Annotated in this window: 23 protein-coding genes and 1 pseudogene; 11 read left to right on the top strand and 13 right to left on the bottom strand. The window is 70.9% G+C overall.

The genetic code is table 11. From position 1 onward, the window contains the following. Window positions 1-6: 6 nt before the first annotated feature. Window positions 7-282 (top strand): antitoxin, encoded by a 276-nt coding sequence (locus CW359_RS30785; protein WP_105973465.1) that lies wholly within the window; start codon window positions 7-9, stop codon window positions 280-282. Window positions 283-361: 79 nt separating this feature from the next. On the opposite strand, the gene CW359_RS30780 is transcribed toward CW359_RS30785, so the two are convergent. Genes CW359_RS30780 through CW359_RS30765 form a run of 4 tightly spaced genes read right to left on the bottom strand, consistent with a single transcriptional unit; the run spans window position 362 to window position 3,393 of the window. Further along, complete coding sequence (locus CW359_RS30780) at window positions 362-1,072, bottom strand: class III extradiol dioxygenase subunit B-like domain-containing protein (protein WP_105973464.1); 711 nt, start codon at window positions 1,070-1,072, stop codon at window positions 362-364. Window positions 1,073-1,106: 34 nt separating this feature from the next. Beyond that, a complete protein-coding gene (locus tag CW359_RS30775) occupies window positions 1,107-1,376 on the bottom strand; it encodes a hypothetical protein (RefSeq protein ID WP_105973463.1) in 270 nt (89 codons plus the stop codon). Between the two features lie 36 nt (window positions 1,377-1,412). Next, on the bottom strand, window positions 1,413-2,930 hold the full coding sequence (miaB, locus tag CW359_RS30770; RefSeq protein ID WP_105973462.1) for a tRNA (N6-isopentenyl adenosine(37)-C2)-methylthiotransferase MiaB: 1,518 nt from the start codon (window positions 2,928-2,930) through the stop codon (window positions 1,413-1,415). 40 nt (window positions 2,931-2,970) lie between these two features. After that, the gene (locus CW359_RS30765; protein ID WP_105973461.1) at window positions 2,971-3,393 is read right to left on the bottom strand and encodes a pyrophosphohydrolase domain-containing protein; all 423 of its coding nucleotides are present in this window, start codon (window positions 3,391-3,393) and stop codon (window positions 2,971-2,973) included. Between the two features lie 83 nt (window positions 3,394-3,476). On the opposite strand from CW359_RS30765, the gene CW359_RS30760 reads away from it, so the two are divergent. Further along, complete coding sequence (locus tag CW359_RS30760) at window positions 3,477-4,475, top strand: TAXI family TRAP transporter solute-binding subunit (protein WP_105973460.1); 999 nt, start codon at window positions 3,477-3,479, stop codon at window positions 4,473-4,475. A gap of 7 nt (window positions 4,476-4,482) precedes the next feature. On the opposite strand, the gene CW359_RS30755 is transcribed toward CW359_RS30760, so the two are convergent. Both CW359_RS30755 and CW359_RS30750 read right to left on the bottom strand, forming a co-directional pair. Next, entirely contained in the window at window positions 4,483-5,895 is a 1,413-nt protein-coding gene (locus CW359_RS30755) for a sensor histidine kinase (RefSeq protein WP_105973459.1), read from the bottom strand. 15 nt (window positions 5,896-5,910) lie between these two features. Beyond that, complete coding sequence (locus tag CW359_RS30750) at window positions 5,911-6,597, bottom strand: response regulator transcription factor (protein WP_105973458.1); 687 nt, start codon at window positions 6,595-6,597, stop codon at window positions 5,911-5,913. Window positions 6,598-6,873: 276 nt separating this feature from the next. On the opposite strand from CW359_RS30750, the gene CW359_RS30745 reads away from it, so the two are divergent. The 8 genes from CW359_RS30745 (at window position 6,874) to CW359_RS30715 (ending at window position 13,785) form a co-directional block, all read left to right on the top strand. Next, the gene (locus tag CW359_RS30745; protein ID WP_105973457.1) at window positions 6,874-7,650 is read left to right on the top strand and encodes an amino acid ABC transporter ATP-binding protein; all 777 of its coding nucleotides are present in this window, start codon (window positions 6,874-6,876) and stop codon (window positions 7,648-7,650) included. An 88-nt stretch (window positions 7,651-7,738) separates the two neighbouring features. Next, on the top strand, window positions 7,739-8,578 hold the full coding sequence (locus CW359_RS30740) for a glutamate ABC transporter substrate-binding protein (RefSeq protein ID WP_105973456.1): 840 nt from the start codon (window positions 7,739-7,741) through the stop codon (window positions 8,576-8,578). Window positions 8,579-8,652: 74 nt separating this feature from the next. Then, window positions 8,653-9,321 (top strand): amino acid ABC transporter permease, encoded by a 669-nt coding sequence (locus CW359_RS30735; RefSeq protein ID WP_105973455.1) that lies wholly within the window; start codon window positions 8,653-8,655, stop codon window positions 9,319-9,321. After that, window positions 9,318-10,220, top strand: a complete 903-nt coding sequence (locus tag CW359_RS30730) for an amino acid ABC transporter permease (RefSeq protein WP_105973454.1) — start codon at window positions 9,318-9,320, stop codon at window positions 10,218-10,220. Before CW359_RS30735 ends, CW359_RS30730 begins: the two co-directional genes overlap by 4 nt. A gap of 177 nt (window positions 10,221-10,397) precedes the next feature. Continuing rightward, a complete protein-coding gene (locus CW359_RS30725; protein ID WP_105973453.1) occupies window positions 10,398-12,185 on the top strand; it encodes an FAD-dependent monooxygenase in 1,788 nt (595 codons plus the stop codon). A gap of 394 nt (window positions 12,186-12,579) precedes the next feature. Beyond that, window positions 12,580-12,768, top strand: coding sequence for a putative leader peptide (locus CW359_RS47640; RefSeq protein ID WP_408647537.1), 189 nt, complete (start codon window positions 12,580-12,582; stop codon window positions 12,766-12,768). An 82-nt stretch (window positions 12,769-12,850) separates the two neighbouring features. Then, entirely contained in the window at window positions 12,851-13,396 is a 546-nt protein-coding gene (locus tag CW359_RS30720) for a cupin domain-containing protein (protein ID WP_105973452.1), read from the top strand. Continuing rightward, window positions 13,387-13,785 carry a rhodanese-like domain-containing protein gene (locus tag CW359_RS30715; RefSeq protein ID WP_105973451.1) on the top strand — a complete coding sequence of 133 codons (399 nt, stop codon included), beginning with the start codon at window positions 13,387-13,389 and terminating at the stop codon, window positions 13,783-13,785. Before CW359_RS30720 ends, CW359_RS30715 begins: the two co-directional genes overlap by 10 nt. A 156-nt stretch (window positions 13,786-13,941) precedes the next feature. On the opposite strand, the gene recX is transcribed toward CW359_RS30715, so the two are convergent. The 4 genes from recX to CW359_RS30695 form a co-directional block, all read right to left on the bottom strand. Further along, entirely contained in the window at window positions 13,942-14,865 is a 924-nt protein-coding gene (recX, locus tag CW359_RS30710) for a recombination regulator RecX (protein ID WP_105973450.1), read from the bottom strand. Between the two features lie 3 nt (window positions 14,866-14,868). Further along, window positions 14,869-16,011, bottom strand: a complete 1,143-nt coding sequence (gene recA, locus CW359_RS30705; protein ID WP_105973449.1) for a recombinase RecA — start codon at window positions 16,009-16,011, stop codon at window positions 14,869-14,871. 295 nt (window positions 16,012-16,306) lie between these two features. Beyond that, window positions 16,307-17,599, bottom strand: a complete 1,293-nt coding sequence (locus tag CW359_RS30700) for an AI-2E family transporter (RefSeq protein ID WP_105973448.1) — start codon at window positions 17,597-17,599, stop codon at window positions 16,307-16,309. 82 nt (window positions 17,600-17,681) lie between these two features. Then, complete coding sequence (locus CW359_RS30695) at window positions 17,682-17,876, bottom strand: DUF3046 domain-containing protein (RefSeq protein WP_105973447.1); 195 nt, start codon at window positions 17,874-17,876, stop codon at window positions 17,682-17,684. 80 nt (window positions 17,877-17,956) lie between these two features. Between CW359_RS30695 and CW359_RS30690 the strand changes: the two genes are divergently transcribed. Then, window positions 17,957-18,901 (top strand): prenyltransferase/squalene oxidase repeat-containing protein, encoded by a 945-nt coding sequence (locus tag CW359_RS30690; RefSeq protein WP_105973446.1) that lies wholly within the window; start codon window positions 17,957-17,959, stop codon window positions 18,899-18,901. 24 nt (window positions 18,902-18,925) lie between these two features. Here the strand turns inward: CW359_RS30690 and CW359_RS30685 are convergent, their stop codons facing one another. The 3 genes and pseudogenes from CW359_RS30685 to CW359_RS30675 all read right to left on the bottom strand — a co-directional run. After that, window positions 18,926-19,234 (bottom strand): AzlD domain-containing protein, encoded by a 309-nt coding sequence (locus tag CW359_RS30685; protein ID WP_105973445.1) that lies wholly within the window; start codon window positions 19,232-19,234, stop codon window positions 18,926-18,928. Continuing rightward, complete coding sequence (locus tag CW359_RS30680) at window positions 19,231-19,968, bottom strand: AzlC family ABC transporter permease (protein WP_105973444.1); 738 nt, start codon at window positions 19,966-19,968, stop codon at window positions 19,231-19,233. The genes CW359_RS30685 and CW359_RS30680 overlap by 4 nt, the downstream gene beginning before the upstream one ends. Before the next feature lie 113 nt (window positions 19,969-20,081). After that, window positions 20,082-20,831, bottom strand: a pseudogene (locus CW359_RS30675) (AraC family ligand binding domain-containing protein); the annotation flags it as partial. Between the last annotated feature and the right edge of the window lie 100 nt (window positions 20,832-20,931).

The raw sequence follows: 20,931 nt of genomic DNA, 5'->3' as shown, positions 1-20,931 counted from the left end.
CGAACCATGGGTCTGCTGGACAATTTGAAGGCGAAGCTCACCCCGGCCAAGGACAAGGTCTCGGACCTCGCGCAGCAGCACGGGGACAAGATCGAGCGGGGTCTCGACAAGGCCGCCAAGGTGGTCGACGAGAAGACCAGGGGCAAGTACAGCGACAAGATCCATACGGGCACCGGCAAGGCGAAGGGCGCCGTGGACCGTCTCGCGCACAAGGACGGCGACGGCGACACCCCGGACGACACGTTCACGCCACCGCCGGGCACCCCGCCCCCGGCTTCCTGACCGGTACCAGAAGCACCGTCACAACACATCGGCGGACGGCCGCGGAGCAGCCGCTCCCGGCCGTCCGCCGTGTCATGGCCTAGGACCAGGCCGCGACCACGTACCCCACGCCGTACGGCGCGTCCTCGTACAGCGTCGTGCCGGCGAGGCCGGCGTCCTCGGCCGCGCCCGCGAGGACCTGCCAGGGGGCCCGGCCCGATGCCTTCAGTTCGTACGCCAGTTCCGCGTCCAGCGCCTTGAGCGCGGCCACGTCCGCCGTACCCAGGGCCCGGCCGGCCTCCTCGTCGAAGCCGGCCGCCCGCTCGTCGAAGTACCCCGGCGCCTTGAGCGTCCGGCACGCGCTGGCGTCGCCCATCACCAGCAGGGCCACCCGCTCCGGCCGCCCGCCGATCTCCCGCCCGGCCTCGACGCACCGCCCGGCCGCCAGCGACTCCTCGACGCCCAGGCCTTCGACGGGTGCCACGGACCAGCCGGTCCGCTCCAGCAGCCACGCGGCGACGGCGAGCGCCGACGGCAGCCGCCGGTCCGCCGGTGCCGGTCCCGTGCCCAGGTGTACGTCGAGGTCGACGCCGTAGCCGCGGAAGGTGCCCCGCGTGCCCGCCGGGTGCGGTCCATGGCCGTCCTGATCGGCGGGGCCGACGACGAGCAGGCGGTCGGGGCGGGAGGCCGCGAGGAGGCCCAGCGCGTCTGTGCAGGCGGTGCGGGCGGCGTCCAGTTCGGGAGCGGCGCCCGCGGCCACGTCGGGCACGAGGAGGGGCGGGCAGGGGCAGACTGCGGCGGCGACGAGCATGATCGGCAGCGTAACCCCGGAGGGCGGCCCGGTGTCACTCCTCGAAGAGGACGTCCGTCAGGTCGATGACCGTCAGTACGAGGACCACGAGCTTGCCCTCGGTGATCACGTACTCGATGAAGAGATTGCGCGAGAGGGCGAGCCCGCGGGTGGACTCGTCGCCGAGGACGGAGTGGGAGAGCTTGTGCCGCGGATCGGTCGCCAGTATGGCCAGGCCGCGCTCCAGCAGGTCGCGCCGGTCGGCGGTCAGGCTGTCGCGCACTTTGGCGGCCTGCTCGGTGAAAGCGACGCTGTACGGCAGCATGTACGGCTCCTTCCCTGTCCGTATTGTGCCAGGACGTTAGTCGCAGCCGCAGCCGCTTCCCGTGGCCGCCGGAAGCGGCGCGGGAACGCCGATCTTCGGCAGGCCGAGCAGCACGCCCGCGGGCTTCGCGGCCTCCGCGGTGGTGCGCTTCTCCCAGGCGTCGCCCGCGCGCGTGGGGCGCACGTCGAGGACGGCGCCCTCGGCGAGGAGGTGGTGCGGGGCGGCGTAGGTGATCTCGACCGTGACGACGTCCCCGGGACGCACCGAGGTGTCCGGTTTGGTGAAGTGGACCAGCCGGTTGTCGGGGGCGCGGCCGGAGAGGCGGTGGGTGGCGCCGTCCTTGCGGCCCTCGCCCTCGGCGACCATCAGCTCCAGGGTGCGGCCGATCTGCTTCTTGTTCTCGTCCCAGGAGATCTCCTCCTGGAGCGCGGCGAGACGCAGGTAGCGCGCCTGGACGACCTCCTTGGGGATCTGGTTCTCCATGGTGGCGGCGGGCGTGCCGGGCCGCTTGGAGTACTGGAAGGTGAACGCCTGTGCGAACCGCGCCTCGCGCACCGCGTGCATCGTCTGTTCGAAGTCCTCCTCGGTCTCCCCGGGGAAGCCGACGATGATGTCGGTGGTGATCGCCGCGTGCGGGATGGCCGCCCGCACCTTCTCGATGATCCCCAGGTAGCGCTCCTGGCGGTACGAGCGGCGCATCGCCTTGAGGATCGTGTCCGAGCCGGACTGCATGGGCATGTGGAGCTGCGGCATCACGTTCGGTGTCTCGGCCATGGCGGCGATGACGTCGTCGGTGAAGTCGCGCGGGTGCGGGGAGGTGAAGCGCACGCGCTCCAGGCCGTCGATCTTCCCGCAGGCCCGCAGCAGCTTGCCGAACGCCTCGCGGTCGCCGATGTCGGCGCCGTACGCGTTGACGTTCTGGCCGAGCAGGGTGATCTCGGAGACGCCCTCGGCGACCAGCGCCTCGATCTCGGCGAGGATGTCGCCGGTACGGCGGTCCTTCTCCTTGCCGCGCAGGGCCGGGACGATGCAGAAGGTGCACGTGTTGTTGCAGCCGACGGAGATCGACACCCAGGCCGCGTACGCGCTCTCGCGCCGGGTCGGCAGCGTCGACGGAAACGCCTCCAGCGACTCGGCGATCTCGACCTGCGCCTCTTCCTGCACGCGCGCGCGTTCCAGCAGGACGGGCAGCTTGCCGATGTTGTGCGTGCCGAAGACGACGTCCACCCAGGGCGCCTTCTTCACGATGGTGTCGCGGTCCTTCTGCGCGAGGCAGCCGCCCACCGCGATCTGCATCCCAGGGCGCTTGGTCTTCATCGGGGCGAGCCGCCCGAGGTTGCCGTAGAGCCGGTTATCGGCGTTCTCGCGCACGGCGCAGGTGTTGAAGACGACGACGTCCGCGTCGCCGTCGGCGTCCTTGGGCGCACGAACATAACCGGCGTTTTCGAGCAGACCGGACAATCGCTCGGAATCGTGGACGTTCATCTGGCACCCGTAGGTGCGCACTTCATAGGTCTTGACGTCCACGGCCCCGCTCCGGTCACTGCTGCTCATGCGACAAGGGTAGGCGGTGCGTGGAGCTGGGCCGTACGGGTTACCGCTCGCCCGTGTCCCAGCCCTGGCGGCGCAGGACGGCCGCCACGTCGGGGGCGCGGTAGTGGTCGCCCTTGAGCACCTTGCCGTCGGCCCTGCGGGCGACCAGGCCGTCGGGGCCCAGCTTCGTCATGTTGGCGCGGTGGATCTCCGCGATCACCGCGTCGAGGTCGATGCCGTGGACCAGGGCGGTGCCGTAGGCGACGTACACGACATCGGCCAGCTCGTGCGCCAGCCGGTCCAGCGGGCCCGTGACGGCCACCTCGGCGACCTCCGCGGCCTCCTCCGCGAGCAGTTCGCCGCGGTGCGCCGCCAGCTCGGGGGAGACCTCGGCCGGCGTGCTGCGGGCGTCGAGGCCGAAGGCGAGGTGGAACTCCCGGACGAGGTCGGCGGGGGACGTGGCGGAGGCGTGAGCGGGGCGCATGCGGCGACTCTAGCGATCTCGCGGCGGGCCTCCGGGGCCGCTCCCCTGGCCAGCACCAGGGCCGTACTGGCAGGATCGCGCGCATGCTCAAGGTGCTCCCCCGGATCGGCAGGCGGCAGGCCCTCATGGGCTCGGTCGCCGGTTTCGTGGTCTTCGGACTGCTGCTGTGGTGGCTGCTGCCGCTGGACGAGGAGCCGCCGGACGGCACGATCACGTTCAGCACCGGGACCCCGGCGGGCGTCTACCAGCAGTACGGCTCGCGGCTCAGCGCCGCCTTCGCCAAGGACATGCCGAAGCTGGACGTGCGGCTGCTGAACAGCCAGGGGTCGCAGGAGAACGTCGAGCGGGTGGCCACGGGCGACGCCGACTTCACCATCGCGGCGGCCGACGCGGTGGAGACGTACAAACTGAGGAATCTGCGGGGCGCCGACACACTGCGCGGCGTCGCGCGGCTCTACGACGACTATGTGCAGCTTGTCGTACCGCGCGACTCCAAGATCTCGACCGTGGAGGATCTGCGGGGCAAGCGGGTGGCCATAGGGCTGGACAACTCCGGTGTACGGCTGATCGCGAACCGGGTGCTGGCCGCCGCGGGGCTCGACCCGGTCAAGGACATCAAGCCCTTCGCCGACGGCATCGACACCGGGCCCGGGCGGCTGCGGCAGGGCCAGATCGACGCCTTCTTCTGGTCGGGCGGGCTCCCGACGAACGGTCTGGAGCAGTTGGCGAAGGACTTCCCCATCCGCTTCGTCCCGATCGGCACGGACCTGGTCACCAAGCTGCACGAGAAGGGCGGCGCGTCCCGCTACTACCGGGCCACCAACATGCCCGAGTCGGCCTACCCCACCGTCCAGGACGGCTCGACCGTGGCCACGATCGCGGTGTCCAACCTGCTGATCACCCGCGAGGACATGGACCCGAGGCTCACGGAATGGCTGACCCGGTCGGTGATCAACAGCCGGGACGGCATCGGCGCCCACGTCCACTCGGCACAGCTGGTGGACCTGCGGACCGCCATCTACACCGACCCCCTGGCCCTGCACGAGGGCGCCCGGCGCTACTACCGCTCCGTCAAGCCGTAGGGCCCCCTCAGGCCGCCGGGCCCGACCTGGGCACCCGGACGGTCACCTTGAGGCCGTGCGGTTCGTGATGGTCGTACGAGATCGTGCCGCCGCCCGCCGCCAGCAGGACCCGGGAGATGGACAGGCCGAGGCCCGAGCCCTTGATGTTCTGGTGCCGGCCGCTGCGCCAGAATCGGTCGCCGATCCGGGCGAGTTCCTCGTCGGTGAGGCCCGGGCCGCCATCCGTGACGACGACCGTCGAGGTGCCGCCGTTCGACGCGACCGACACCCGCACGCGTTCGTCGGCGGGCGTGAACTTCACCGCGTTGTCGATCACCGCGTCCAGGGCGCTGGACAGCGTGACCGGGTCGGCCCACGCGGTGGTGGCCGGGCAGTCGCCGTCCAGGCGGACGCCCTTGGCCTCGGCGAGCGGGGCCCAGGCGGCGACGCGCTCGGCGGTCAGCGCGCCGATGTCGGTGAGTCCGAGGTGCGCCTCGGCGTGCTCGGCCAGCGCCAGGTCGAGGAGGTCGTCCAGGACCTCGGCCAGGCGCTTTCCCTCGGTGCGGACCGAGGCGATCTCCTCATTGTCCTCCGGCAGTTCGAGTGCGAGCAGTTCGATGCGCAGCAGCAGCGCCGAGAGCGGGTTGCGCAGCTGGTGCGAGGCGTCGGCGACGAAGGCGCGCTGCTGCTCCAGCACGTCCTCGACGTTGTCCGCCATCTCGTTGAACGACCGGGCCAGCCGTCTGAGTTCCGGCGGCCCGCCGGCCACCGCGACCCGGGACTTCAGGCTGCCGGTCGCGATGTGGTGCGTGGTGGCGTCGAGCACGCGTACGGGTTTGAGCACCCACCCGGTCAGCCGCAGGGCCGCCCCCACGGCCAGCAGCATCGCGGCGATCTCGCCGACGCCGATGACGATCCAGCCGTGCAGTGTCTGCGAACGCATGTGCCCGGTGGGCGAGTCGGTGACCACGACGGCCACGACGTCGCCGTCCCGGATGACCGGCGAGGCGACGACGAGCCGGTTGCGCTGCCAGGGCCAGACCTGCTGCGGATCGTGGCTGCGGCGCGAGAGGAGCGCTTCGGCGAACGCGTCGCGCACCTCGCCCGTTTCCGGCAGGTACCAGTCGTTCGGCGCGTTGGCCATCGGGACGTCGTTGCGGTAGAAGACACCGGCACGGATGCCGTAGACGTCGTAGTAGCTCTCCAGCTCCCGCTGGAGGGTCTCGCGGCGCTCGTCGGCGGGCATGTCCTTGACCCGGGAACCGGTGGGCCGGTCGGTGACGAACTGGGCGAGCGCCGCGAAGCGCGCGGTGTCGTCGATCCGGTCGACGACCACGGTCTGCTGCTGGGCGGCGGCCACGCTCACGGCGAGCGGGATGCCGAGCGCGAGCAGCACGGCCGCCATCAGGACGATGAGCAGCGGGAGAAGACGAGTACGCACCCTTGTTCGTACCCGCTACCGCGCCGGGGCGACGAGCCGGTAGCCCACGCCGCGCACGGTCTCGATCAGCGCCGGCATGCGCAACTTGGCGCGCAGGGAGGCGACATGCACCTCCAGGGTGCGGCCGGTCCCCTCCCAGCTGGTGCGCCAGACCTCGCTGATGATCTGCTCGCGGCGGAACACCACTCCCGGGCGCTGCGCGAGCAGGGCGAGCAGATCGAACTCCTTGCGGGTCAGCTGGACCACCGACCCGTCCACCAGCACCTGCCGGGTGGACAGCTCGATCCGAAGGGACCCCAGGAGCAGCGCGTTCTCCCCGGCCTCGCCCGCGTCCTCGTGGACGCTGCGCCGGCTGACGGCGTGGATACGGGCGAGCAGTTCACCGGTGTCGTACGGCTTGACCACGTAGTCGTCGGCGCCGAGGTTGAGGCCGTGGATGCGGGAGCGGACGTCGGAGCGCGCGGTGACCATGATCACCGGGGTGCTGGTGCGCTTGCGGATCTTGCCGCAGACCTCGTAGCCGTCCTGGTCGGGCAGGCCCAGGTCGAGCAGCACCACGCCGAAGCCGTTGCCCTCGGGGACGAGCGCCTGGAGGGCCTCCTCGCCGCTGCGCGCGTGGGTGACGTCGAACCCGTGCCGCGCCAGGACCGCGGAGAGCGCGGCGGCGACATGGTTGTCGTCCTCGACCAGGAGCAGTCGCATCGCGGCCTCCTTCGGTTCATCGGCCGTACCGCTTCGACTTGTACACCACGGCGGTGCACCAGCGGAGTACACCATGTGGACACACGCACGCGTGCGTGCGGTTCCGGCCGCGGGCCGCTTCCGTTATCCAGCCGGTACACCTCTTTCGAATGGCGCTACGGATTGTGTTGACCTGACATCGGATCGTTATCCTCAATTCTCGCTCAGATGTGATGACGCTGGTCTCACGGGCTCACTACTGTCCACCGAAACCGAGGAGGACGGAGCCAGTAAGCGATGACCGAAGTATCGGTGGCCAAGGACGACGTGGCCGCGACCGGCGATCTGGTCGTCCTGAAGAGCGTCAACAAGCACTTCGGCGCGTTGCACGTGCTCCAGGACATCGACCTGACCATCGCCCGCGGCGAGGTGGTCGTGGTGATCGGACCCTCCGGGTCCGGAAAGTCCACCCTGTGCCGCGCCATCAACCGGCTGGAGACGATCGACTCCGGCGACATCACCATCGACGGCAAGCCGCTGCCCCAGGAGGGCAAGGCGCTGGCCCGGCTGCGGGCCGACGTCGGCATGGTGTTCCAGTCCTTCAACCTGTTCGCGCACAAGACCGTGCTCGAGAACGTGATGCTGGGCCAGATCAAGGTCCGCAAGGCCGACAAGAAGGTGGCCGAGGAGAAGGCCCGCGCCCTGCTCGACCGGGTGGGCGTGGCCACGCAGGCCGACAAGTACCCCGCACAGCTGTCCGGCGGCCAGCAGCAGCGTGTCGCCATCGCGCGCGCCCTGGCCATGGACCCCAAGGTCATGCTCTTCGACGAGCCCACGTCGGCGCTCGACCCGGAGATGATCAACGAGGTCCTTGAGGTCATGCAGCAGCTCGCCCGCGAGGGCATGACCATGATCGTCGTCACCCACGAGATGGGGTTCGCCCGTTCGGCGGCCAACCGAGTGGTGTTCATGGCCGACGGCCGCATCGTCGAAGAGGCTGTGCCGGACCAGTTCTTCAGCAACCCGCGCAGCGACCGCGCGAAGGACTTCCTGTCCAAGATCCTGCACCACTGACGACCTGCGCGTATCCGAAGAACGCCCACTTGTCAGGCCCGCACGGCACCAATGGTCCGCGTCTCTCATCAGCCAAAGGATGTTCAGCATGAAGCTCCGCAAGGTCACCGCGGCCTCGGCCGCCGCCCTCGTCCTCGCCCTCACGGCCACCGCGTGCGGCTCCGACGACAAGGACAGCTCCGGCAGCGGCTCGGGCGACAGCAAGTCGATCACCGTAGGCATCAAGTTCGACCAGCCCGGCATCGGCCAGAAGACCCCGCAGGGCTACTCGGGCTTCGACGTCGACGTCGCCAAATACATCGCCAAGGAGCTCGGCTACAGCGAGGACCAGATCGAATGGAAGGAGTCGAAGAGCGCCGACCGCGAGACCATGCTGCAGCGTGGTGACGTCGAGTTCATCGCCGCCTCGTACTCGATCAACGACGAGCGCCAGAAGAAGGTCGACTTCGCCGGTCCGTACCTGCTGGCCCACCAGGACGTCCTGATCCGTTCCGACGACGACTCGATCAAGTCGCCGGCCGACCTCAACAGCAAGAAGCTGTGTTCGGTCACGGGTTCGACGTCGGCGCAGAACGTCAAGGAGAAGCTGGCGCCCAAGGCCCAGCTGCAGGAGTACCCGACGTACTCCGCCTGTCTGACCGGTCTGCAGAACAAGGCCATCGACGCCCTGACGACGGACGACTCGATCCTTGCCGGTTACGCCTCGCAGGACGCCTTCAAGGGCAAGTTCAAGCTCGGCGGCTTCAAGATGACCAACGAGAACTACGGCATCGGTGTCAAGAAGGGCAGCGATCTGAAGGCGAAGATCAACACCGCCCTGGAGAAGATGGTCTCCGACGGTTCCTGGCAGAAGGCCGTGGACGCGAACTTCGGTCCGGCCGGCTACAAGAACGAGCCCGCGCCGAAGATCGGCAACATCGTCAGCTGAAGCAGCGCCTGACGGGTGCGCCGGTTCCCGGACCGGCGCACCGGGGCCCTCGACACGCGGAAGCGCGGGAGATCGTGTTCGATTTTCTTGAAGGTTACGACCTGCTGGGTGCCTTCTGGGTGACCATCCAGCTCACCCTGCTCTCGGCCGTCGGTTCACTGGTGTGGGGAACTCTGCTGGCCGCCATGCGCGTCGGCCCGGTGCCGCTGATGCGCGGTTTCGGCACGTTCTACGTGAACACCGTGCGGAACATCCCGCTGACCGTGATCATCCTGTTCACCTCGCTGGGCCTGAGCCAGACGCTCGGCGTCACCATGGGCGCCGCCGACAACTTCGAGACCCAGAACTTCCGGCTCGCCGTGCTGGGTCTGACCCTCTACACCTCGGCATTCGTGTGCGAGGCCCTGCGTTCCGGCATCAACACGGTGCCGGTCGGCCAGGCGGAGGCGGCGCGGGCGATCGGCCTGAACTTCACCCAGGTGCTGACCCTGGTGGTGCTGCCGCAGGCGTTCCGCTCGGTGGTCGGCCCACTGGCGAACGTCCTCATCGCCCTCACCAAGAACACCACGGTGGCCGCGGCGATCGGCGTCGCCGAGGCGGCCCTGCTGATGAAGGAGATGATCGAGAACGAGGCTCAGCTGATCCTGATCTCCGCGGTCTTCGCCTTCGGTTTCGTGTGTCTGACGCTGCCGACCGGTCTGATCCTGGGCTGGGTGGGCAAGAAGGTGGCGGTGAAGCGATGAGTTCCGTTCTCTACGACGCCCAGGGGCCCCGTGCCAAGAGGCGCAACGTCGTCTTCACGGTCGGCTTCCTGATCGCCCTCGCGGCGGTGCTGTGGTGGGTGTTCAGCGCCCTTGAGGACAAGCAGCAGCTGGAGTGGGCGAAGTGGGAGCCCTTCTTCCACACCGAGGCCTGGTCCACGTACATCTGGCCCGGTCTGCAGAACACGCTGAAGGCCGCGGCGCTCGCCATGGTCATCGCGCTGCCGCTCGGTGCCGTGCTCGGTATCTCACGGCTCTCGGACCATGTCTGGGTGCGGGTGCCGGCCGGGATCATCGTGGAGTTCTTCCGCGCCATCCCGGTGCTGGTCCTGATGATCTTCGGACTCGCGCTGTACTCCGAGTACACGAACATCAGCACCGAAGACCGGCCGCTGTACGCGGTCGTCACGGGCCTGGTGCTGTACAACGCGGCGGTCCTCGCGGAGATCGTCCGCGCGGGCATCCTGGCCCTGCCCAAGGGGCAGTCCGAGGCCGCCATGGCGATCGGTCTGCGCAAGGGCCAGGTCATGCGGACGATCCTGCTGCCGCAGGCGGTCACGGCGATGCTGCCGGCGATCGTCAGCCAGACCGTCGTGATCGTGAAGGACACCGCCCTCGGCGGCGGCGTCCTCACCTTCTCCGACCTGATCGCCGCGGTGAGCCCGATGAGCTCGTACTACGGCGCCAACATCATCGCCAGCTTCACGGTCGTCGGCCTGATCTTCATCGCGATCAACTTCGCGCTCACGACCTTCGCGAGCTGGCTGGAGCGGCGTCTCAGGCGCGGCAAGAAGAGCACCGGGGCGGTGCTGGACCCGAACGACGCGTCGATCAGCGGCACCATGGGAACAGGAGCGGGCGGCGGCGTGGGCGGCATCTGACGCTCAGTCAATCTCCGTATACCGCCCGGAGGGCAGTGGCATGATCGCCACTGCCCTCCGTCACTTGACGCAAGCACCGGCAATCTGTTGCATACGTTCTGTGATCGTGCACCCCGCTCCAACTTCCTGTTCACTTGTGTCGATGAAGACGTCGCTCTGGGCAGGGGGCGCCGCGCCATGGACCCGGTGATCATCGTCGGAGCGGGGCCGGTCGGGCTCACGCTGGCGCTTGCGCTGGCGCGTCAGGAGGTCCCCTCCGTCGTCCTCGACGAGGGGCCGGGCAAGGACGACCAGCGCCCCGCGCGCACCGTCGTGCTGCGCGAGGACACCGCCGCGCTCCTGGAACGGCTGACCGGTGTGCCGATCACCGAGGCCGGGTTCCACTGGGCCGGATGGCGGTCCATGCGGCGCAAGCAGGTGATGCGCCGGATCTCTTTCGGGGCCGAGGAGACCGACGGGCCGGCCGACGCGCTCCCGGCGGGCCTCGGACCGGGTGCGGGACCCGCTGCAGGACCAGAGCCCGACACCGAGTACGACATCCCCCTGCACGTCGCCCAGCACGTCCTGACCGGCGCCCTGCGCACCGCAATCGCGCGCGAGCGCCTCGTCAAGGTGGCCGTCAACAGCCGCCTCGACTCCGTCGAGCAGGAGCCCTCCGGCATCACGGCCCACACCCGCGGCCCCGGCGGCACCTGGTGGCGCGGCAGCTACCTGGTCGGCTGCGACGGCCCGCGCTCCACCGTCCGCAAACTCCAGGACATCCGCTTCCCCGGACGTACGGCCGTCGAACGACACGCCGTAGCGGCACTGCGTACGGAACTTCCGTGGCCCGGCGAGGCGTTGTTGCACCGGATGCCGCCGTGGCGGACATCGGGGCCCACGGCCGGCGAGATCACCGCCCGCCCGCTCCCGGACGGCGTGTGGCGCCTGGACTGGCTGCTGCCGCCCGGCAAGGACCTGGTCACGCCCGAACTCCTGGTGACCCGGGTCCGGGAGACCCTCGCGGGCTGGAGCGGCGGGACCACACCGCCGTACGACCTGCTCGACACCGGCGTCCACATCGTCCACCACCGGCTCGCCCGGCGCTGGCGGGCCGGCCGCGTCTTCCTCGCCGGGGACGCCGCACACCTGCTCGGGGCGCTCGGCACCCAGGGGCTGGACGAGGGGCTGCGGGACGCCGACAACCTCGCCTGGAAACTGGCCCTGGCCTGGCACCACGGGCCGCACGAGGCGCTGCTGGACAGCTACCAGACCGAGCGGCGCGCGGCCGTCTCCGCCCGGCTGCGCGCCGCCGACCAGGCACTGCCGCTGCTGCGCGGCGGCGGGGGACTGCGGGCGTACGTCCCCGGGTCGGCCCGCGGCCACGACGGACTGCTGACGGACGGTCACCTGGGGCGCGGCATCCTGGGCACGCCGGGGGCATACGCCCACTCACCGCTGGCGCCCCGGCACATCGAGGCGGAGATCGCGGTGGACACCGCGCCCGGCGCACAGGTGACGGACGTACGGGTCACCGCGGAGGACGGTTCCTTCGTGGGGCTGCGGGAGCGGCTGGGGCGCGGTGCGCTGCTGGTGCTGCTGGTCGCGCCGGGTACGGGTGTGTGGGAGCGCAAGCACTGGGTGGGCGCCGGGATCATGCCCCGGCTGGCCGCCGCGGTGGCCGCGCTGCCGCACCCCGCCGAGCTGCTGGTCACCGAGAGCTACCCGGGCGCCGCCGCCCACACCGTGCTCCTGATCCGCCCGGACGGGCACCTGGTCACGGCGCTGAGCGGAGTACGCCCGGCCGACCTGTACTCGGCGGCCGAGGCGACACTGGGCGGCTCCGCGCGCGCCACGTCGGACGACGTCACCGGGGAGACCGGGGGCCCCACGGACAAGGCAGGCGGGGCGACGGCGGACGGGCCCGGCAGGGCAGGCGCGTCGAACACCTCGGCGAACACGGAGGCGGCGGCGAGCACCCGCTGACGTGGCCCGCGCGCGGGGGCCGCGGTTTCCCCTCCTCCCGTCCATCGGGCACACAGCTGACGCGTCCCGCAGGCGGGAGCCACGTCGGCCACGCTCGCCTACAGGCCCGGAATACGTCCGACGCCTCCCGCGCGCGTGGGCCGCGCGAGCCGGGGCGCGTCCTGAGCGTGCGCGCTCACGCGCACTCCGCGCGCATGGGCAGCGCCGCAGCACCTTGCCCGGGTGGGCGCCGCGCTCCGCACACGGGGGTCGCCTGCCCGCCGGGCACCCTCCCCACGAAGGCTCATGAAGGCGCCGTCGCGCACTCGCACGCGCGCGTGGGCCGCGTCCCTACTGGGCGCGTTCGAAGCGGAGTTCGACCCGCGCGCCCGCGCGCGGGTCGCGTCCGCTTGTCGTGCGCCCCCGCCCCGGCCACCCCGTCCCACCAGCGCCCCGTCCACATGGTGACAACGAGTTGACCACTCCGCACCGTCATGCTGTACTCCGGAACGTGACCGATGCCGACACCGATGTGCGCCTGTGGCGGAGGGTCCATATGGACCTCGTCCGCTATGCGGGCTGCGTGTGTCGTCCGTCCTGCTGAATTCGCCTTCTCGACCTTCCCGCGTGCGCCGCTCTCCCGCGAAGTCGCGCGCTTCCCGCGAACGTTCACCAGGACGGTACCCGTGTCTGTGTCACCCTCCGTATCCGCGCCCGCCCAGGTCTCCGGCACCCCGAAGACCCCGACGCAGGCGGAACTCCTCGACTTCGTACGCCGTACCGCCGCCGACGCCGAGCTGATCGCCTCCCTGCCGCTCGACCCCGAGGGCCGCACCTGGGTGCGTCTTGAGGGGCCCGGTGGCAGCGAGGCCTGGCTGATCGGCTGGCCGCCCGGCACCGGTACGGGCTGGCACGACCACGCCGAGTCGGTCGGTGCCTTCACCACGGCGACCGGCGAACTCAAGGAGAACTCGCTCGCCGCCCGGCTGCCCGCCGACGGCTGGAAGACCCTCGAACTCACCGAGGGCGTCGACCGCGAGCGGCGGCTGCCGACCGGCCAGGGCCGGGCCTTCGGCCGCCACCACGTCCACGAGGTCCTCAACGAGTCCCGCGACGAGCACGCGATCTCGGTCCACGCCTACTACCCGCCGCTGCCCCAGATCCGCCGCTACAGCCGCACGGGCCAGGTGCTGCGCCTGGAGCACGTCGAGCGCCCGCAGGACTGGCAGTGAGCGAACAGCCCGTCGGCATCGACGAGTTCCTTGACCGCGTACGCGACACCTACGCGCGCGTGGAGCCCCACGAGGCGTACGAGGCCGCGCAGACCGGCGCGGCCCTGCTGGTCGACATCCGGTACGCGGCCCTGCGGGAGCGCGACGGCCTGATCCCCGGCGCGCTCGTGGTCGAGCGCAACGAGCTGGAGTGGCGGCTGGATCCCCGGGGCAGCCATCGGGTCCCGGAGGCGACCGGTCATGACCTGCGGATCGTGGTGATCTGCAACGAGGGGTACGCGTCGAGCCTCGCGGCCGTGTCCCTGCACCAGCTGGGGCTGCACCGGGCGACCGACCTGGTCGGCGGCTTCCAGGCATGGCGGGCGGCCGGACTTCCCGTCACGCCGTAGGCCCGCTCGGCACCCGGTGCCGACATACCGTCCGCCGGGCCCCGGACACGATCGGCGCCCCCGCGCGTCTACCGTGTCCGGGGCCGGGGACGCAGACCTCCCGAGCCGTCAACCACCGCTCGGGACGCCGAATCTCGGCACGGCGAAGGGCCCGGGTCAGTACCCGTCGTCCGCGAGGAACTCGGTGTCCTCGCCCTCCGCCTCCAGCGCCTGCCGGACGACCCTCAGGGCCATGCCCTGGGAGTAGCCCTTGCGGGCGAGCATCCCCGCGAGCCTGCGTATCCGCTTGTCGCGGTCGAGCCCTCGGGTCGCGCGCAGTCTGCGGGCGACGAGTTCACGCGCGGTCGTCTCCTCCTGCTCGGAGTCGAGCTGTCCGACCGCCTCGTCGATGAGCGTCGCGTCCACGCCCTTGGTGCGCAGTTCCTGTACGAGCGCCCGCCGGGCCAGTCCCCGGCCGTGGTGGCGGGACTCGACCCAGGCGTCCGCGAACGCGCTGTCGTTGATCAGTCCGACCTCCTCGAACCGCGACAGCACCTCCTCGGCCACCTCGTCCGGGATCTCGCGCTTGTGCAGGGCGTCCGCGAGCTGCTTGCGCGTACGCGGGGTCCCGGTGAGCAGGCGCAGACAGATCGCCCGCGCCCGCTCAGCCGGGTCCGCTGGGGGCTCCGCCTTCTCGGCCCTCGACGAGGAGACGGAACCTCCGTCCTGTGGGTCGCCGCCCGACTCGCCGAAGCCGCGCCGGCGACGCCGGCCACGACCACCACGCGAGCCGCCTTCGCCGTACGCACCGCTCTCGCCGCCCAGGCCGCCTTCGCCACGGCGCCGTCCGTCTCCCGGAGCGCCGTCGCCCCGGTGCGGGCCGTCCCCCGACAGCCCCTCGCTCCGGCGCGATCCGGCACCGGAGCCTCCGTCTCCCCCGTACCACCCGTCGCCCTCGTGGGTCCCGCGGCCACCCCCGTACGGCCCGGTGTCCGCGAACGCGCCGTCACCACGCCCGGCGGAGCCCTCGCGGCCCCCGCCGCCCCGGTCCTCCGAGGCACCGGGGTCGGCGTACTCGGCCCAGTCGGTTCGTCGTGTCATGGGCTAGCCCTTGGCCGCCGTGACCTTGGCCTTGGTGGTCTTGGCCGCCGACGCGGGAGCCGGGACCGTCTTTCCGGCCTCGTCCGTGGTCGTGCCCGCGCCCGTCGAGACCGCCGCGTCCGCGCCCGGCTCGGCGCTCGGCTTCTCGGGCCGCACGCCGACGCCCAACTTCTCCAGGATCTTCTTCTCGATCTCGTTGGCGAGGTCGGGGTTGTCCTTGAGGAAGTTGCGGGCGTTCTCCTTGCCCTGGCCGAGCTGGTCGCCCTCGTACGTGTACCAGGCGCCGGCCTTGCGGACGAAGCCGTGCTCCACGCCCATGTCGATCAGACCGCCCTCGCGGCTGATGCCGTGCCCGTAGAGGATGTCGAACTCGGCCTGCTTGAAGGGCGGCGCGACCTTGTTCTTGACGACCTTGACACGGGTGCGGTTGCCGACCGCGTCGGTGCCGTCCTTCAGCGTCTCGATGCGCCGGATGTCGAGCCGCACCGAGGCGTAGAACTTCAGCGCCCGGCCACCGGTCGTGGTCTCCGGGGAGCCGAACATCACGCCGATCTTCTCGCGCAGCTGGTTGATGAAGATCGCGGTGGTCTGGGACTGGCTCAGCGCACCGGTGATCTTACGGAGCGCCTGGCTCATCAGCCGGGCCTGGAGACCGACGTGGCTGTCTCCCATCTCGCCCTCGATCTCCGCGCGCGGGACGAGCGCCGCGACGGAGTCGATGACGATGAGGTCGAGGGCACCGGAGCGGACCAGCATGTCCACGATCTCCAGGGCCTGCTCGCCGTTGTCCGGCTGCGACAGGATCAGGTTGTCGATGTCGACGCCGAGCTTCTTCGCGTACTCGGGGTCGAGGGCGTGCTCCGCGTCCACGAACGCGACCTGGCCACCGGCTTTCTGCGCGTTCGCCACCGCGTGCAGGGTCAGGGTCGTCTTGCCGGAGGACTCCGGGCCGTACACCTCCACCACTCGGCCTCGCGGCAGGCCGCCGACGCCGAGGGCGACGTCGAGCGCGGTCGACCCGGTGGGGATGACCTCGATGGGCTCGTTCGGCCGCTCGCCCAGGCGCATCACCGCGCCCTTGCCGAACTGCCGTTCAATCTGTGCGAGCGCGGCGTCCAACGCCTTCTCGCGGTCGGTTCCTGCCATGGGTTCCACCCGGTTTGCTTGAGTCGATCGCTTCACGTCAAAGACGCTAACGCCTGCCACTGACAATGCGCCCCGACGCCCGTCCGGCCTGTGGATAACTCGGGCACATCTCCATGCAAACCCTGACGAAATCCCCGTCGAGAGTCTTGCCGGAACCCCAATCAGAATGGATGTTCGATTTTCGTGTCAAGCGCGACACCCGGCACCCGCGAGATTACGTCCACGGTCCGACAACGACCCGGATGTCGGGTTCGACACCCCCGGGAACACATGAAGCGGGGGCGCACCCTCGGCCTCAGGAGGGCGTGGAGCCTTCCCCCGGCCCCGAACCGGAGCCCGACTGCGGCCCCGGCTCGCCGGCGTCGACGCCCCGCCGCCCCTCCAGCAGGCTCCGTACCCGCGTGACGACGCTCGCGCCCCGGCCCCGCTCGCGGTGCCCCTGGACACGCGGGTCGTCCGTGACGTCGTACCGCTTCACGTACGCCCCCAGGAACGCCTGGAGCGTGGCGACCGCCGGGATGGCGATCAGGGCGCCGACGGCACCGAGGAGGGCGGTGCCCGCGATGACCGAGCCGAAGGCGACCGCGGGGTGGATGTCGACGGTCTTGGCGGTCAGCTTGGGCTGCAGCACGTAGTTCTCGAACTGCTGGTAGACCACGACGAAGACCAGCACCCACAGCGCGTACCAGGGATCGACGGTGAAGGCGATCAGCATCGGCAGGGCGCCCGCGAGATAGGTGCCGATGGTCGGGATGAACTGCGAGACCAGGCCCACCCAGACCGCGAGCACGGGCGCGTACGGCACGTCCAGGAACTCCAGCAGGACGTAGTGGGCCACCCCGGAGATGAGCGCCATCAGGCCGCGCGAGTACAGATAGCCGCCGGTCTTGTCGACGGCGATCTCCCACGCGCGCAGTACCTCGGCCTGCCGGGCGGGCGGCAGTACGGAGCACAGCGCGCGGCGCAGTCTCGGCCCGTCGGCGGCGAAGTAGAACGAGAACAGGGTGATCGTCAGCAGCTGGAAGAGTCCGCCGAGCACCTGGGCGGAGACGTCCAGGACGCCGGTGGCGCTGTTCTGCACGTAACTGCGCAGCCAGTCGGAGCGGAGCAGGCCCTCCTGGACGTCCACGCGCTTCAGGTCGGTGTTGAAGTGTGCGTTGATCCAGTTGATGACGGAGTCGAGGTAGTCCGGGAAGTCCTCGACGATCTTGATGATCTGGCCCGCGAGCATGGAGCCGAGCAAGGTGATGAACCCGGCGATCGCGATGAGCAGGCCGATGAAGACCAGGAAGGTGGCCAGGCCCCGGCGCATCCCGCGCGAGGCCATCCGGCTCACCGCGGGTTCGATCGCGAGGGCGGCGAAGAACGCGATGAGGATGTTGATCAACAGGCCGGTGAGCTGATGGAAGGCCCAACTGCCCAGCTGGAACAGGCCGACGAGGGCGAGCGCCAGGATCATGGCGCGCGGCAGCCAGCGCGGCATGCGCGCGCCCTGCCCGGCGGCGTACCCGGCCGGGGGTGTGGGCGGCGTAGTGCCGAACGGGGACGCCTGCTGTCCGAGCTGCCCGGTCTCGTCTGTGGATGCCACGGGGCAAGTCTCGCCCACGCCCTCGGGAATCGGTCGCCGCCCTACGATCTTCGCGGCCGACCGACGCCGTTTCAGGCCGTTTTCACCGGTTTTCCAGCGGAACGTTCATGGCCGCGCACACCACACGCCACACGTCCTTCGCCTCCCAGCCGGCGTCCAGGGCCTCGTGCACGGTCCGTCCGCCGAGTTCCGTCATCACGTGATCGCGCGCGAAGGTGTCGGCGTACCCCGTACCGAAGTGATCCGCCATCCGCTGCCAGAAGACCGTCAACCGCATGACTTCAGTATCCCGCCCCTGAGAGTGGGCCCGGGCCCGGACCGCTCACCGGGACCGCTTCGCGCCCTACGGTCAGACGCATGGCCGAAACAGGAGCACCCCCACTCTCCCCGACGTCCCCGGCGCGTTCCCCGCTCTTCCGCGCCGAGCACTTCGTGTGGCTCACCGCGCGCGTGCTGGAGCAGCGCCGCTTCGCGTACCACTTCCTGAACGGGGGCGCCGACGCGGTCGAGACCGCGCTGGACGCCTACCGCAACGAGGACGGCGGCTACGGCCACGCGCTGGAACCCGATCTGCGCGGCCCCGTCAGCCAGCCCCTGCACACCGGGCACGCGCTGCGGGTCCTGGACGCCATCGGACGCTGCGGCGGGCAGCGGGTGGAGCGCGTGTGCCGCTATCTGACCTCCGTCTCCACACCGGACGGCGCGCTGCCGGCGATCCATCCCAGCCTGCACGGCTATCCGGCGGCACCGTTCGTGCCGATCGTGGCCGACCCCCCGAGCGAACTCCTCGCCACCGGCCCGGTGGTGGGCCTGCTGCACCGCAACGAGGTGTGGCACGCCTGGCTGTTCCGGGCCACGGACTTCTGCTGGCGGGCGATCGGGTCCCTGGAGAAGTCCCATCCGTACGAGGTGCAGGCCGCCGTGGCCTTCCTGGACTCGGTTCCGGACCGCTCACGCGCGCAGGCGGCGGCCGACCGGCTGGGCCGCCTGGTACGCGAGCACCGGCTCGTGGCACTCGACCCGGAGCGACTCGACGCCCACCCGGTGCCGCCCGGCTGCGCCCCGAGCGGGCACCACTTCCCGTACGACTTCGCGAAGACGCCGGGCTCACTCGCGCGCGCGTGGTTCACGGACGAGGAGATGACCCGCTCCCTGGACTTCCTGGCGAGCGAGCAGCGCGAGGACGGCGGCTGGCCCCTGCGCACGCGCGCGTGGGCACCGGGTACCGCCCTGGAGACCCGCCCCCTGGTGACGGTCGAGGCGCTGCGCACCCTGAAGGCGTACGGCCGCTCCGTCGGCTGACCCCAGGAGCCACCGGCACGGCGCTCAGCCGGTCAGTGCCCGCACCCCCGCCGTCACCACCACGGCCGCCGCGACGACGATCAGGAAGGGAGCACGCAGCACCAGCGCCACGGCGGCTGCGGCGAGCCCTGCGGCCTTCGCGTCCAGGACGAGCACCCGTCCGTCGGCGAAGGCCTGCTGGGCCGTGAGAGCGGCCAGGAGGGCGACGGGCAGCAGCGCGGCGAGCCGCCTGACGAGCGGGCGTTCCAGCACCCCTGCGGGCACGAGGAGCCCGGCGAGCTTGACGACGTAGCAGCCGAGGGCGGTCACGCCGATCGCGATCCAGATGTTCACCGGGCCTCGCCCTTCCCGTCCCGGGCCTCACGGCGACCCTGTACGTACAGCACGGCGGGCGCCGCGAGCGCGGCCACCAGGACCGGCACCCCGCCCGGCAGTACGGGCAGCAGCCCGAGCCCCAGCACCACGGCGAGGCCCGCGACGGCGCGCTCGACGCCGGACTTCAGCATCGGGGCGAGCAGCGCCAGGAAGACGGCGGGTCCGGCGGCGTCCAGCCCCCACGCGTCGGTGTCCCCGATGGCCTCGGCGCCCAGTCCGCCGAGCAGGGTCGTGAGGTTCCACAGCACGTACAGGGTCACCCCGGTGACGGCGAACCCGATCCGGGCACCGCGCCGCGTGGGCTGCGCCAGGGCGACCACCGTGGTCTCGTCGATGACCCATTGGGCGGCGAACGGCCGCACTGCGCGCGGGAGGGCCAGCAACTGCGACAGCCGCAGCCCGTAGAAGGCGTTCCGCACCCCCAGGAAGAAGGCGCCCGCCGCCGCGGTGAGCGGATTGCCGCCGGCCGCGAGGGCGCCCACGAGCGCGAACTGGGAGGCCCCGGTGAACACCAGCAGGCTGAGCGCGCAGGTCTGCAGCAGGGTGAGCCCGCTGCCGACCGAGGTCACCCCGAAGGCGAAACCGGACAGTCCGACGGCGACCCCGACTCCGAGGGCGTCTCGTACGACGGCGGCGTCCGGTTTGCCTTCGTCGTCGGCACGTGTGTCTGCGAGAGCTGTCTGTTCTGCCACCCGTCGGACAATAGGGGCGGCTGCCCCGACGGGTCTTGTACGTTCTTGCGCTCGCGCTGGTACGCCCCCGGGGGCACGCCCACGATCCGGGCGAAGTGCCGGTTGAGGTGCGGCTGATCGGTGAAGCCGACGGCGACGGCCGCCTCGGCGGGCGCGGTGCCCGCGTCCAGCAACCGCCGCGCCCGACGCACGCGCGCGTCGGTCAGCCAGGCGTGCGGGGGCAGTCCGTACGTGTCCCGGAAGGCCCGCAGCAGCGCGAAGGGGCTGGTGCCCAGATCCTTGGCGAGCCTCTCCAGGGTCGGCGGCGCGGCCATCGTCTCCTCCAGCACGGCACGCGCGCGTGCCGCGATCCGCCCACCGGCGGTACGCACCACCCGCTCCTGACGAACCCCACCGTTGAGCCGGAGCAGCCGGGTCACCGCGACCCGCAGCAGCGTGTCGGCGGCCAGGGCATTCCCTTCCTCAGCAGCACGCAGCACCTCATGAACAAGGCTGACCGAGTAAGGATCATCGAACACGGGAGCGACAAACCCCGGGGTCCCCCGAATCACCGTGGTCTCCGCGGCGATCCCGGCCACCACCTCGGGCGCCGGATAGACAGCCCCGTACCGCCACCCCTCGGGAACCGCCGCCCGCCCCGTGTGCGGCGTATCGGGATTGACCAGCGCGAGCGCCCCCGACCCCGCGTACTGATCGACCCCCCGATGGCGGAAGACCTCCGCCCCTTCGGTGATGGCGGCGATGACGAAGTTCTCGTGGGTGTGCCGAACAAAGGTCTTCTGAATGTACCGAGCACGCAAAAGATCGACACCAGGCAGTTCCACGTACCGCCAGTGCCGAGCCAGCTCCCCCGAACCTGCCATCCCCCCATTCTCCCCCGAAGGCGACGAGCCCGCCGAGCCGCACCCCGACGCACACCCCCGGCGCGCCCCCGCCCCACCGCCGGAGGCAAACCCGCAGGTC

The sequence above is a fragment of the Streptomyces geranii genome, assembly GCF_002954775.1.
Classification (GTDB): domain Bacteria; phylum Actinomycetota; class Actinomycetes; order Streptomycetales; family Streptomycetaceae; genus Streptomyces; species Streptomyces geranii.
This window is presented reverse-complemented; position numbering and strand designations above follow the sequence as displayed.

Coding starts and splice junctions, on each gene's coding strand:
- CW359_RS30785 (WP_105973465.1), top strand. CDS start 7: ATGGGTCTGCTGGACAATTTGAAGGCGAAGCTCACCCCGGCCAAGGAC.
- CW359_RS30760 (WP_105973460.1), top strand. CDS start 3,477: ATGCTCAAGGTGCTCCCCCGGATCGGCAGGCGGCAGGCCCTCATGGGC.
- CW359_RS30780 (WP_105973464.1), bottom strand. CDS start 1,072: ATGCTCGTCGCCGCCGCAGTCTGCCCCTGCCCGCCCCTCCTCGTGCCC.
- CW359_RS30725 (WP_105973453.1), top strand. CDS start 10,398: ATGGACCCGGTGATCATCGTCGGAGCGGGGCCGGTCGGGCTCACGCTG.
- miaB (WP_105973462.1), bottom strand. CDS start 2,930: ATGAGCAGCAGTGACCGGAGCGGGGCCGTGGACGTCAAGACCTATGAA.
- CW359_RS30750 (WP_105973458.1), bottom strand. CDS start 6,597: ATGCGACTGCTCCTGGTCGAGGACGACAACCATGTCGCCGCCGCGCTC.
- CW359_RS30690 (WP_105973446.1), top strand. CDS start 17,957: ATGGCCGAAACAGGAGCACCCCCACTCTCCCCGACGTCCCCGGCGCGT.
- CW359_RS30775 (WP_105973463.1), bottom strand. CDS start 1,376: ATGCTGCCGTACAGCGTCGCTTTCACCGAGCAGGCCGCCAAAGTGCGC.
- CW359_RS30740 (WP_105973456.1), top strand. CDS start 7,739: ATGAAGCTCCGCAAGGTCACCGCGGCCTCGGCCGCCGCCCTCGTCCTC.
- CW359_RS30765 (WP_105973461.1), bottom strand. CDS start 3,393: ATGCGCCCCGCTCACGCCTCCGCCACGTCCCCCGCCGACCTCGTCCGG.
- CW359_RS30695 (WP_105973447.1), bottom strand. CDS start 17,876: ATGCGGTTGACGGTCTTCTGGCAGCGGATGGCGGATCACTTCGGTACG.
- recA (WP_105973449.1), bottom strand. CDS start 16,011: ATGGCAGGAACCGACCGCGAGAAGGCGTTGGACGCCGCGCTCGCACAG.
- CW359_RS30745 (WP_105973457.1), top strand. CDS start 6,874: ATGACCGAAGTATCGGTGGCCAAGGACGACGTGGCCGCGACCGGCGAT.
- recX (WP_105973450.1), bottom strand. CDS start 14,865: ATGACACGACGAACCGACTGGGCCGAGTACGCCGACCCCGGTGCCTCG.
- CW359_RS30730 (WP_105973454.1), top strand. CDS start 9,318: ATGAGTTCCGTTCTCTACGACGCCCAGGGGCCCCGTGCCAAGAGGCGC.